This window comes from Streptomyces sp. NPDC041108 (genome assembly GCF_055592645.1).
Window position 1 is genome coordinate 17,024 of sequence record NZ_JBVIYK010000014.1, and the last position, 12,044, is coordinate 29,067.

9 protein-coding genes are annotated in these 12,044 nt (G+C 72.9%); 4 read left to right on the forward strand and 5 right to left on the reverse strand.

Annotation, left to right across the window (positions count from 1 at the left end; genetic code table 11):
* Positions 1 to 421: 421 nt before the first annotated feature.
* The 3 genes from ACZ6BB_RS31705 to ACZ6BB_RS31715 all read right to left on the reverse strand — a co-directional run bounded on the left by ACZ6BB_RS31705 (position 422) and on the right by ACZ6BB_RS31715 (position 3,022).
* Positions 422 to 802 (reverse strand): YrdB family protein, encoded by a 381-nt coding sequence (locus ACZ6BB_RS31705; RefSeq protein ID WP_390952586.1) that lies wholly within the window; start codon positions 800 to 802, stop codon positions 422 to 424.
* Positions 799 to 1,326, reverse strand: coding sequence for an SRPBCC family protein (locus ACZ6BB_RS31710; RefSeq protein WP_471618558.1), 528 nt, complete (start codon positions 1,324 to 1,326; stop codon positions 799 to 801). Before ACZ6BB_RS31710 ends, ACZ6BB_RS31705 begins: the two co-directional genes overlap by 4 nt.
* 139 nt (positions 1,327 to 1,465) lie before the next feature.
* Entirely contained in the window at positions 1,466 to 3,022 is a 1,557-nt protein-coding gene (locus tag ACZ6BB_RS31715; protein WP_471618559.1) for an MFS transporter, read from the reverse strand.
* A 222-nt stretch (positions 3,023 to 3,244) separates the two neighbouring features.
* On the opposite strand from ACZ6BB_RS31715, the gene ACZ6BB_RS31720 reads away from it, so the two are divergent.
* From ACZ6BB_RS31720 to ACZ6BB_RS31735, 4 genes are all read left to right on the forward strand, one after another.
* The gene (locus ACZ6BB_RS31720) at positions 3,245 to 4,303 is read left to right on the forward strand and encodes a ketoacyl-ACP synthase III family protein (protein WP_471618560.1); all 1,059 of its coding nucleotides are present in this window, start codon (positions 3,245 to 3,247) and stop codon (positions 4,301 to 4,303) included.
* Positions 4,300 to 5,883: a class I adenylate-forming enzyme family protein gene (locus ACZ6BB_RS31725; RefSeq protein ID WP_471618561.1), complete on the forward strand. Its 1,584-nt coding sequence runs from the start codon at positions 4,300 to 4,302 to the stop codon at positions 5,881 to 5,883. The genes ACZ6BB_RS31720 and ACZ6BB_RS31725 overlap by 4 nt, the downstream gene beginning before the upstream one ends.
* A complete protein-coding gene (locus tag ACZ6BB_RS31730) occupies positions 5,873 to 7,498 on the forward strand; it encodes a phosphopantetheine-binding protein (RefSeq protein WP_471618562.1) in 1,626 nt (541 codons plus the stop codon). The genes ACZ6BB_RS31725 and ACZ6BB_RS31730 overlap by 11 nt, the downstream gene beginning before the upstream one ends.
* Positions 7,499 to 7,794: 296 nt before the next feature.
* Positions 7,795 to 9,048, forward strand: coding sequence for an MFS transporter (locus tag ACZ6BB_RS31735; RefSeq protein WP_471618563.1), 1,254 nt, complete (start codon positions 7,795 to 7,797; stop codon positions 9,046 to 9,048).
* Positions 9,049 to 9,321: 273 nt separating this feature from the next.
* Here the strand turns inward: ACZ6BB_RS31735 and ACZ6BB_RS31740 are convergent, their stop codons facing one another.
* Positions 9,322 to 10,569 (reverse strand): cytochrome P450, encoded by a 1,248-nt coding sequence (locus ACZ6BB_RS31740; protein WP_471618564.1) that lies wholly within the window; start codon positions 10,567 to 10,569, stop codon positions 9,322 to 9,324.
* Between the two features lie 81 nt (positions 10,570 to 10,650).
* Positions 10,651 to 11,967, reverse strand: a complete 1,317-nt coding sequence (locus tag ACZ6BB_RS31745) for an FAD-dependent oxidoreductase (RefSeq protein ID WP_471618565.1) — start codon at positions 11,965 to 11,967, stop codon at positions 10,651 to 10,653.
* Positions 11,968 to 12,044: the final 77 nt, after the last annotated feature.

Here is a 12,044-nt window from a genome sequence, read left to right on the forward strand (position 1 = left end):
AAAAAACCCCCCCCGGGGGGGGGGGGGGTGACTGTGATGTAGGGACCCCCTTCGGGGGGTGTGGTGTGGGAACCACGGGAAACAGAACGGGAGTCCTTTCCTCCCGGGGACTGGGGCCGCCCCCCCCGCCGACGTGGCAGGAGCGGCCGGGCACCGGCCGGGGCCCGACCGCCCGGACGATCGCTGCGTGAGGTGCTGGCGCGCACGCGTCGGCCCGCCCTGCCGAGACCGTCGTCCGGGAGGAGGGCAGCGGCCGGTGAGGTACCCGACCGGGTACGCCGGGCCCTCGGCGGACGGCCGCGCCGGTTCCGTACCGACGGACTGTCAGGAGCCCGTACCACCCACGCGGTACGGGCGGAGCCGGCCTCGGCACCCGAGACCGCCGCGCCCGCGCACGAGGGCGACGCGGGCGGTGACGCGGTCAGTGCCGCAGCAGCCACCAGATCCTGTCGTACGCACAGACGTGGTAGACCACCAGCACGATCAGGTAGTACTTGGCCACCTGCAGGGCGCCGATGTGCCGCAGCGCGGCCCAGGCCCCGCCGAGCACGGCGAGTTCCAGCAGCAGCCGCAGTGGACCAGGGGTGTCGAAGGTGGTCTCACCCGACCGGGCCTCGTCGCCGGCGGTGGCGAAGTTGCCCCACAGCATCGCCATCGCCACGGGGACGGCGATCGCGGCGACGAAACGCAGCGGCCCCGGGACCGTGCGCCAGCCCCACACGGCGTAGCAGCCCAGCGCGAACACCTCCAGCAGGAACCGCAGAGCGAGGAAGAACGGGTTGTAGGCCAGTGCGATGGTCATCGGGTCGATCCCGCCTTCTCTGCCTGGGACTTGAGGGCTCCGGTCCAGTCGGCCAGGACGGCCTGGAGTTTGTCGCTGCTGTAGAGGAGGCCCGCCAGCGGACCGCCGATCGACTCCTCGGACCGCACACGGGTGCCGCCGTGCGCCGGCTCCAGCAGGAAGCGATGCACTCCGCGGGTCCCGGCGAGCGTGCCGGTCCACGACAGTTCGGATCCCGGCTGGACCACGGCCAGCGTGGACTTGACGCGCATTCCGTTCAGCACCCAGCGGAACGGAACGTCCGGCGCGGGGTCGCCGTCGGGGTGCGCCTGACGGACCCCCGGTACCCAGGAGGGCCATCGAGCGATGTCGGCCAGCAGTTCCCACACCTCCGACGACGGGGCTCGGACAGTGACTTCGCAGGACGCGAGGACGGGCGCACCGGCGTCGACGGTCCCGTGCTTGGCGTACTGCTCGTGCAGGGTGCGCAGGGACGGGCCGACATACAGGGCTCTGCCCAGGAACGAGCGTGGCTGAACGGTCATCTGGTGAATCTCCTCTTGCTGTTCGTGGCGTCGGCGCCACGCGAACGGGGCACGGGACGACCAGGTCTCCAGCGTCGCCCCCGCCACTGGAGAATCGCTGAAGCGGTGTTCGTCACGGTCGTACGGATACGGCCCGAACTCAGGCTCCGGAGCGGGCGGAGCCCTGATGAGCGGGGGACGGTTCGGTCTCACGGGGTTCGGTGGCCGAAGGCGCGACAGCGGCCCCGGCACCCGCCCGTCCCGGCAGCAGCAGCGCGGCGACCACCGCACCGCAGGCGACGGCCGCCGCCGCGACACCGAGGCCCGCCGCCGACGCGTCGTCGAAGGCCCGGCGGGCGGCGGCGGCCAGGGCGTGCCCGGCCTCACCCCCGGCCCGCTCGGCCGCTCGCAAGGTCTCGCCCACGGTCCCGGGCGCACCCGCCACGGCATCGGCGTAACGGCCGGCGAGCACGCTGCCCACCACGGCCACCCCCAGGGCGGTGCCCAGCTCCTGCATGGTCATGTCCAGGGAGGCGGTGGACCCCGACCGCTCCGGGGGCACCAGGGACATCACCACATGGGTGGTGGGCGCCATGGACAGGCCGAAGCCCACTCCGATGAGCACCAGACCCGCGAACACGGGCGGGTACCCCTCGCCCCACTGCCCCAGCACCAGCACACCGCACGCGGCGGCCGACAGGCCCACGGCCACACAGCCCCGCGCCCCGGCCCGCCGGTCCAGCACGGGACACAACAGCGTGCCCACCACCACCGCGAGGGCCACCGGCGTCACGGCCAGGCCCGAGCGCAGCGGGGTGTACCCCAGCACGAACTGGAGCCGCTGGGTGAGCACGAACAGGGTGCCGGCCAGCCCGAGCATGAGGAGCAGGATGCTCGCGCTCGCCCCGATGAACGCCGGCCGGCGCAGCAGGTCCGTGTCGAGCATCGGATGCGGGTGCCGGCGCTCCCACATCACGAACACGGTGCCCGCCGCCGCGGCCACGGCCAGTCCGCCGGCCACGGGCAGCGAGGTGAGCGCGTGCCCCGAGGTCTGGATGACGCCGAACACCAGCCCCGCCATGGCGGCGGTGCCGAGCAGCGCACCGACCGGGTCGGGTGGCCGCGGCGCCCGGTCGGCGGACTCGCGCAGCAGCAGCACCCCGCCGACCAGGACCACGGCCACCGGTACCAGGTTGACCAGGAAGATCGACCCCCACCAGAAGTGCCCGACCAGGGCACCGCCGACCACCGGGCCGGCCGCGACCCCCAGGGCGGAGACCCCGCTCCACACCCCGATCGCCCGGGCGCGCTCGGCCTCCGGGAAGACGTCGACGATGATGGCGAGCGTGCCGGGCATGATGAAGGCGGCACCCAGGCCCATCACCACCCGTGCCGTCATCAGGTGGCCGGGGCCGTCCGCGCCGAGCGCGATCAGGGAGCCGGCCCCGAAGACGGCCGCGCCGCCGAGAGTGGCCCGCTTGCGGCCGAACCGGTCGGCCACCGCTCCCGCGGTCAGCAGGACGCCGGCGAAGGCCAGGGCGTAGCTGTCGACGATCCACTGGGCCTGCCCGATGTCCGCGCCCAGCTCGCGCATCAGCACCGGTATCGCCACATTGAGCAGCCCGTTGTTCAGCACGATGGCGAACAACGCCAGGGACAGTATCCCGAGCATCCACCACCGCCTGGGGTGTGCGCCGTCCCCATCGGTCCTGTGCATGTGCTGGCTCCTTCCGGCGGCCCGAACGCGGCGTTCCGAACGTCACGCGTCCCGAGCCTGGGCGGGGTCACTGAAGCCGCACTTGCGCCCGCACGGGCGGTGCCCCGGCGGTCTTGCGTTCTTTAGCCGGGCCAAAGCCGTCACCCACACGATCCTCCCGAGGGCTCATCTCCTGACACGACACGACGGATCGAGAGATCAGCCACCGATGATGGGAGGACCATGCGCTGGGAAAGCGTTTACGTGGCGGCCACGGGATCCTGGCTCCCGGAGCCGTATCCGACACGTGCGGCCGTGGAAGCGGGCAGGTACGACCCCGAGCAGTTCGAGGCCGATGCCCTGCTGTCCATCCGGGTGGCCGACGAGGACGTCGCGCCGCCCGACATGGCCGTCCACGCGGCCACCACGGCACTCAAGCGGTCCGGGCTGGACCCCGAGACCGTGAGTCTGCTGCTGCACAGCTACGTCTGGTTCCAGGGACAGACCCTGTGGCCGGTGGCCTCGTACGTCGCGGACAAGGCGATCGGCAGGGACGTCCCCGCCTTCGAACTCAAGCAGGAGTGCAACGCCGGGACGGGCGCCATGGAGTTGGCCGCCCGCCACCTGGCCACCACGCCCGGAGCCGCCGCCGCGATGCTCACCACCGCGGACCGCTTCGGCGAACCGCTGATCGACCGCTGGCGCGACGAGGCCGGAATCGTCTACGGCGACGGCGGCACCGCGCTGCTGCTTTCCAACCAGGGCGGTTTCGCCAAGCTGCTGTCGACCGCCACCCGGGCCGACAACTCGCTGGAAGTGGTCACCCGCGGCCCCGGGTTCACCCCGCTGCCCGACGAGAAGCCGCTCGGGCTCGCCGAGCGGCTCGGTCACTACCTCCAGCACCACGGCAACCTGCGCGAGGCCACCCAGCGCCTGGTGGGCGTGGCGGTGGCCGCCGTCGACGCGGCGCTGGCCGACGCCGGCAAGCAGCGCGAGGACATCACCTGGGCCGTGATCCCGGCGAGCGGCCGCAGCAAGATGGAGTGGCAGGCCGGCACCGTCCTGGGGCTGGCGGAGGACCGCACCAGCTGGGAGTTCGCCCGGCGCAGCGGACACCTGGGCGCGGGCGACCAGTTCGCGGGGCTCGACGACCTCGCCGAGCGCGGGCTGCTGCGGGTCGGCGACACGGTCCTGCTGATCGGCGCCGGTTCGGGCTTCACGTCCACCTGCGCCGTGCTGGAGATCACCGAGGAACCGTCCTGGCAGACGCCCGTCGCGCACGACGAGGAGGCGCGGTCGTGACCAGCACACTGACGTCCTTTCCGGCCTCGGCCCTGATCGACGACGCCGTCGGGACCGAGACAGCCCCCCGGGTCGACAACGCCGCCGAGGTGTTCCTGACGGCGGCCGCCGCCCGGTGCCCCGACGCCCCCGCCGTGCGGGACCGCTACGGCATGTGGACCTACGCCGAACTCGACGCCGCCGCCGACTCCTTCGCCCGGACACTGGACGGCCACGGCATCAAGCCCGGCGACCGGGTGCTGGCCCGCGTCGGCAGCAGCCGTGAGTTCACCGCCCTGCTGTACGGGACCTGGCGACACGGTGCGGTCCTGGTGCCCATCAACCCGGGCATGAAGGCCTTCCACCTCCAGTCGGTGATCGCCGACTCCGAACCCTCGCTGATCGTCGTCGAGGACGCCGAGCGCGACGGAGCCGACGGCCTGAGCTGGCCGTCCGGGGTGCCGGTCGCCGTCGTCTCCGAACTGGACCTGTCCGGTCCGGCCGACCCGGCCGCCCGTACCCAGACCGAGGTGCCCGCCGACCGGCTCGCCCTGCTCATCTACACCTCGGGCAGCACCGCGGCGCCCAAGGGGGTGGCCTGCCCGCACGGGCCGGTGGCGTTCGCCGCCCGCGCCATCGCGGCACGGCTGAACTACCGCCCCGACGACATCGTGCTCACCGCCGTCCCGCTCTCCTTCGACTACGGCCTCTACCAGGTCTTCCTCAGCGCGCTGGCCGGTGCCGAACTGCTGCTGTCGGGCCCCGCCGACCACGCCCGGCTGCTCGGTTTCGCCCGGGACCACGGGGCGACCGTCGTGCCCCTCGTGCCGTCCTTGGGCGAACTGCTCGTCAAACTCGCCTCCCGCGACCGGCGGCCCACCCGGATCCGCCTGTTCACCAACACCGGGGCCGCCCTCAACGCCCCGCTCATCGCCACGCTTCGGGAGACGTTCCCCGGCGCGTCGGTGGTGCCCATGTACGGCACCACCGAGTGCAAGCGGATCACCATCCTCGAACCCGACGGCGATCTGGCCCGCCCCGGTTCGGTGGGGCCCGCGCTGCCCGGCACCGACGTGCTCGTCGTCGACGACGACGGACGGCCGGTCCCGACGGGGGAGACCGGCGAGATAGTGGTGCGCGGGCCGCACCTGATGGCCGGCTACTGGCGTTCCCCCGAGCAGACCGCCCTGCGGTTCCGGCCGGGCGCGGACGGCGGCCCGGTCACCCTGCACACCGGTGACTACGGCCGGCTCGACGAGGACGGGCACGTCTACTTCCAGGGCCGCCGGGACGACCTGTTCAAGCGGCGCGGCTCGCGCATGAGTTCCGTCGAGATCGAGGCCGCCGTGCTCGACATCGACGGCGTGCGGGAAGCGGCGCTGCTCGTGCCGGAGGACGACCGCGACATGGTCCTCTTCGTCGTCGGCGAGAGTCCCGACGTGGACGGGGAACAGGTGCTGGCCCGGCTGGGGGACCGCCTCGAAGCCGCCAAGGTGCCGGACGTCTGCCATGTGCTGGCCGCCCTTCCCCTCACCCCCAACGGCAAGACCGACCGCAAGGAGCTGCGCCGGCAGCTCATGGAGGGCACCTATGTCCACTGACCGTGACCGCACCGGGCCCCCCGGCGACGACCTGACGGTCCGCCGGCTCGTCGAGCAGTACGGCAGCCCCCTGTACGTCTACGACCTGGCGCGGGTGCGCACCGCGCTGGAGGACCTGCGGGCGGCCCTGCCCCAGCCGTCCCGTGTCTACTACTCGCTGAAGGCCAACTCGCACCCCGATCTCGTCGCCGAGCTGCGCCGGGGCGGCGCCCGCGCCGAGGTGACCTCACGCGGCGAACTGGCCGCGGCCCTCGAAGCGGGTCATCCGGCGGCGGAACTGATGTACTCCGGTCCCGGCAAGGTCCCGGCCGAGCTCGACGAGGCCATCGCGGCGGGGATGCGTACCTTCTCCGCCGAGTCCTTCGGCGATCTGGACCGGATCGGCGCCGCCGCGGACGCCCACGGCGTCACCGCGGACTGTGTACTGCGGATCAACGCGGCCGGGGCACCGGGTCAGGGCGGCCTGCGGATGACCGGAGGCCCGTCCCAGTTCGGGTTCGACCTCGACGATCTGACCGAGCACGGGGCCCGGCTCCTGGTGAAGGGCGTCCGGATCATCGGCATGCACTTCTTCCCGCTCACCAACGCCAGGGACGAGGACGGCCTCCTCGCCGAACTGGCCCAGAGCGTGCGTACCGCCGCCCGCCTCCGCGACGAACTGGGCATCCCGCTGCACCTGCTGGACCTCGGCGGAGGCTTCGCCGCCCCGTACGCGACCCCCGGCGAACGGCCCGCGTACCCCGGTCTGCGCACGGCACTGTCCGTCGTGCTCGACGAGAGTCTGCCGGGCTGGCGCGACGGCGAGCCGGTGGTCGCCTTCGAGTCCGGCCGCTATCTGGTGGGCGACAGCGGCCGGCTGGTGAGCACCGTCACCGATGTGAAGAACAGCCGCGGCAACACCTACGCCGTGCTCGACACCGGCATCAACCACCTGGGCGGCCTGTCGGGCCTGGGCCGGCTGCTGCCCCTCTCCGCCCAGCCGCTGTCCGGCCCCGGCCCGGCGGCGGACGAGGCCGCCGACCGGGAACCCGCCCTCGTCACCCTCGCCGGTCCGCTGTGCACCCCCGCGGACATCCTCGCCCGCGCGGCCGACCTGCCGGGGCTGCGCCCGGGCGACCTGCTGGCCTTCCCCAACGTGGGCGCCTACGGACTGTCCGCGAGCCTGCTCGGCTTCCTCGGCCACCCGGCGCCCGCCGAGCTCGTCGTGGACGGCGCCGAGACCGTCTCCGCCAGCCGCCTGACCCTGCGGCGGCACGCCGTCTCCCCCCTCACCGCATCCCGTACGGAGGACATCACCGCCATGACAGAGACGACCACGGGGACGACGCCCGCCGGCACCTCGGACGAGCCGGCCGCGCCCTGGGACCCGACGTACTCGGCACTGCTCCGGGAGGCGCTGCCCCGGCTCGCCGCCCAGGGCGAGCTGAAGCCCGACACCAGCCTCAAGGCGGCGGGCCTGGACTCGCTCGCGATGGTGGAGGTCCTGGTCCGGGTGGAGGAGACGTACGGCATCGCCGTCCCGGACTCCGAGCTGATGGCCGACACCTTCGCCACCCCCGCCTCGCTGTGGCGCGTGGTGTCCGCCCTGCGCGAGCAGGCCGCGGGCCGTGTCTGAGCCGGGTGCGGACCAACGGCTCCGGTCCCTGCTGGGCCGCACCGGGCTGAGCGAATGGCTGGCCGCCCTCTCCCGCGTGGAGGGCGGGGCGGCCGACAGCCTGCTGCGTCACCGCCACACGACACCCACCCCCTCGGCAGCGGCCCGACGGTGTCCGGAGCCCGCAGGCTCCGGACACCGGGCCTGACCGCCGCCGGAACCGCATCGGTTCCGGCGGCGGTTCTCCGACCCCTTCCGACCGCACACCCGCACACCAGGGCGCGGGCCCGCGCCCGTGAACCCGAGGTGAAAAGCAGATGACTACAACTCACGAGCGTCCGGCGGACGCCACGACCGAGGGGGGTGCCGGGACGACGAGTCGGCGGGTCGTCGTCCTCGCCTTCCTGACGATCTTCCTCGACGGATTCGACACCGCGTCGCTCGGCTTCGTCGTCCCGACGCTGGCGCGGGAGTGGAATCTGGACGAATCGGCGTTCACTCCGGCGCTCGTCGCCACGAACCTCGGCGTGGTGATCGGTTACCTGTGCTCCGCGCGTGCCGCCGCGCGCTTCGGACGCAAACCCCTGATCGTCACCGGAACCCTGGTCTTCGCGGCGGGGTCGGCACTGACCGTGCCCGTGGACTCGGTGACGACGCTCGGCCTGGCGCGCCTGGTGACCGCGCTCGGTCTCGGCATCGTGCTGCCCGCGTGCGTCTCCCTCACCGCGGACAACGTGCCCCCCGCACGGCGGGAGTCCGCCAGCGTCGGGATCGTCCTGGCGATCGCCGTCGGCGCCGTCGCCGGGGGCCTCGTCAGCACGCCCCTGATCACCGCCTTCGGATGGACCTCCGTGTTCTGGGCCGGTGCCCTGCTGCCGGCGCTGATGGTGCCGCTGCTGGTGCGGGGACTGCCCGGCACCCCCGCCTCCTCCTCCGTACCGCGCGCGGAGGCGGCGGACCCGTCCGTACGCCGGCTGTTCGAGCGGGGCACCGCCGTGCAGACGGTACTGCTGTGGTGCTTCGCCCTCCTGATGTACACGACGAACTACGGCCTCCTCACCTGGCTGCCGACCCTGCTCGCCAGGGGATACGGCTTCACTCCCGAGCAGGCCCCGGTGGGCACGTCGATGATCGCCGTGGGCGGGGTGCTCGGCGGACTGCTGATGGTTCCCCTGTGCGCACGGCTCGGTACGCCGCGCGCCCTGACCGTGATGGCGCTGGCGGCCGTCGTGTTCCTCGTCGCGACGGCGTGGGCGGACACCGGCCGCGCGGCGTTGCTGGTGATGCTGGCCGCGGCCGGTGCCGGCATCGTCGCGGGCGTGCTCGGCCAGACGGCCCTCGCGGTGACCCTCTACCCCACCGCGACCCGCACGACCGGTGTCGCCTACGCCGCCGCGCTCGGCCGCACCGGCTCCATCGTCGGCCCGGCCGCCGGTGGCGGGCTCCTCGCCCTGGACGTCCCGGGCCGCGAGATCCTGCTGCTGGCCGCGGTGCCGCCCGCGCTGGGAGCCGCGGTCGCCTTCGCCTTCGTCGTACGGGCGCGTTCCACAGCCGTACGCGACCGTTCCTGACGAGCTCCGCCCGGCAGCCTCCGGCCTGCCGCACGTGGGCCCCGGTCTGATCAGACCGGGGCCCACGTGCGTCCGCGTCCGTGTCCGCAGCCGGGCAGCCGGGCAGCCGGACAGCCGGACGGCCGGCCCCTCGTCCGACCAGCGGCCCGTCCGGCTCATGGGGCGGGTGCGCGTGTGTACGTCGCCCGCACGAACACCCCGGGCGGGGCCGGAGGACCGGCCCCGCCCGGGGGAGCTGCGCAGCGCGTGGAGAAGGTGTCGTACGAGGCTTCGTCACCAGGTGACGGGCAACGCGGTGATGCCGTGGACGAGCATGCCGGACGGCCGGGGCAGCTCCTCCGCCGGCACGGCCAGCTGGAGTGTCGGGAAGCGCTTGATGAGCGTGCCGATCGCTATCTGGAGCTCCAGACGGGCGAGGCCGGAGCCGATGCAGTAGTGCGGGCCGTGGCTGAAGGCGAAGTGCGGGTTCGTCGGCCGGTGGAAGTCGAGCCCGTCCGGGTTGCTGAACTGGCCGGCGTCCCGGTTGGCCGACGCCAGGCCCGGCAGCACGGCGCTGCCCGCCGGAATCAGCACACCGCCGAGCTCGACGTCCTCCGTGGCGATCCGGAGCAGAGCCTCGTCGCCGGGCGGGTAGGCGCGCAGCATCTCCTCCATGGCGTTGCCGATCAGCTCCGGCTCGGCGCGCAGGGCGGCCAGTTGCTCGGGGTGGGTGAGCAGCGCGACGACGCTGTTCGCGATCTGGTTGACCGTCGTCTCGTGACCGGCCACCAGCAGGCTGATGCCGAGGAAGATCAGCTCCTCGTGGCTGAGCCGGTCCCCGTCCTCGTCGTGGATCTGGACCAGCGCCGAGAGCAGGTCCTCACCGGGGTTCTCGCGCTTGGCCTCGACGAGTTCGGAGAGGTACGTGAACAGGCCGATCTGGGCCTCCAGCATCTCGTCCTTGGTCCGCGAGGTGGTGGCCAGGAAGGCGCTCGCCCAGGCGGCGAACTTCTCCCGGTCGTCGAAGGGCACGCCGAGCAGTTCGCAGATCACGATCACCGGAAGAGGGAAGGCCAGGGCCGGGATCAGGTCCAGCGGGCCCTCCTGCTCGGCCATGGCGTCCAGCAGGGCGTCCGTGTGCTCCTGGATCCGCGGGCGCAGTGCCGCGACCCGACGGGCGGTGAACTCCCTGGAGACCAGCTTGCGCACCCGGGTGTGCTCCGGCGGGTCCATGTTGAGCAGGCTCTTGAACTTCTGCGGGGCGGCCGCCAGCCGGGGGGCGCCGTCCTCCAGCGTGGCGGCCCGGCTGAACCGCTGGTCCGACAGGACGGTGCGGACCTCGTCGTAGGTGGTGACCAGGAAGGCCTGGTCGCCGCTGGGCATCCTGACCTTGGACACGGGGCAGGTCTCCCGCAGGTCCTTGTACACCGGGCAGGCATGCATCGCGGACGGCCGTTCGAAGGGGTAGGGACGGACATCCTCGTCGTCGTGGGCGGAGTGCGCGGCAGCGGTGTCGGGTGCCGTCTCGGGCTGTGCGGTCATGGTCGTGAGTCCTCTTCGTAGCGCGTCGGAGTCAGGCGGTGGGGTAGGTCGCGGGCTGAGGCGCGGAGCAGGGCGGCGGGGTCAGACGTCGGACGGGTCGGCGCCGAGGCGGGCGGCGGGCGCGGCGGGTGCCATGCGCACCACGGTGCGGCCGGTGCGGTGCGCTTCCTGGAGCGGGTAGTAGATGCCCGCGACGATCCGCCGCTTCAGGGCGTCGTTGGAGCTCACCAGCCGGTAGGCGAGCTTGCGCAGCGCCACCGGCACGGTGCCGGAGAGCGCGAACGCGCGCTCCTGGCGCAACTGCAGGTCACGGGAGCGGGCCACGGCCTGCTCCCGCTCGTGCTGGAAACGCTCGGTGGCCTTCAGCAGCGCCGACCGGTGGTCGCCGGGGCCCCGCAGGACGGGAGCCACCAGGGGCGCCAGCATCACGGCGTCGGTGATGGCGTGGTTCACGCCCTGCCCGAGCACCGGTGTCAGCGTGTGCGCGGCGTCGCCGATCAGTACCAGGCCGGGCATGGACCAGCGGTTCACGACCGTGGTGAAGATGTCCAGCATGGAGGTGTCGGACCAGCTGGTGACGGACTCCCGCACCTCCTGGGAGATCTCGGGGGCGAGTTCGTCGATCCGCTCGTACAGCGCCGGCAGGCCCTGCGCCCGCATCTCCCGCAGGCCGCCCTTGGGGATGTTGAAGCCGACCCGCACCAGGTCGGGCACGGTGGGGATGAACAGGCCGTGCCGGTTCCCCTGGATCCGTACCCGGTAGGTGTGCGGGTCCCAGACCTCGGGGACCGGCACCTTGAACCAGACGAAGTCCCGCTCCAGCGGGATCTTCTCGTACGGCAGGCCCGCCATCTGACGCACCTTGCTGAACCGGCCGTCCGCGCCCACCGTCAGCGTGGCGCGCACCTCGACGTCCCCTTCGGGGCCGCGGACCCGGACGCCGGTCACCGCCTCGCCGTCCCGCAGCAGTTCCACCGCGGTGCTCCGCCGCAGCAGGGTGAATCCCGGAAGCGAGGCACCCTCCTCGGCCAGCGCCGACAGCAGCGGCGGCTGCGGAAGCTCCATCGGGTAGCGGCAGGGCTGGTCGAACGCGGAGAAATCGGCGTCCAGCACCACCCGGCCGCCGTCCATGATCTGCATCCGGCGGGTTTCCAGCGTCTGGTCCCGGACCTTGTCCAGGATCCCCAGACGCTCCAGCAGCCACACCGAGTCGGGTGAGATCGACTCACCGCGGAAAGAGCGGTCGAAGTGGCCGCTCTGTTCCACTACGACGACCTCCACCGAGCGGCGGGCCAGTTCGAGGCCGAGTGTCATCCCCGCCGGTCCGCCGCCGATGATGCACACCTGGGTGTGCACCGCCGCGTTCCCGGCCGGCCTGGCCCTGTCAGATCCCGTCACGGGCTGTCCCTCCTGCACGTCGGCCCCTCGTCGGGGAGAACTCGGCCTCACGGCCCAGGGGGAAGCCCTGACGGCGT

Excerpts from the sequence above, each read along its gene's own strand:
- ACZ6BB_RS31705 (WP_390952586.1), bottom strand. The coding sequence starts at position 802 with ATGACCATCGCACTGGCCTACAACCCGTTCTTCCTCGCTCTGCGGTTC.
- ACZ6BB_RS31710 (WP_471618558.1), bottom strand. The coding sequence starts at position 1,326 with ATGACCGTTCAGCCACGCTCGTTCCTGGGCAGAGCCCTGTATGTCGGC.
- ACZ6BB_RS31715 (WP_471618559.1), bottom strand. The coding sequence starts at position 3,022 with ATGCACAGGACCGATGGGGACGGCGCACACCCCAGGCGGTGGTGGATG.
- ACZ6BB_RS31720 (WP_471618560.1), top strand. The coding sequence starts at position 3,245 with ATGCGCTGGGAAAGCGTTTACGTGGCGGCCACGGGATCCTGGCTCCCG.
- ACZ6BB_RS31730 (WP_471618562.1), top strand. The coding sequence starts at position 5,873 with ATGTCCACTGACCGTGACCGCACCGGGCCCCCCGGCGACGACCTGACG.
- ACZ6BB_RS31735 (WP_471618563.1), top strand. The coding sequence starts at position 7,795 with ATGACTACAACTCACGAGCGTCCGGCGGACGCCACGACCGAGGGGGGT.
- ACZ6BB_RS31740 (WP_471618564.1), bottom strand. The coding sequence starts at position 10,569 with ATGACCGCACAGCCCGAGACGGCACCCGACACCGCTGCCGCGCACTCC.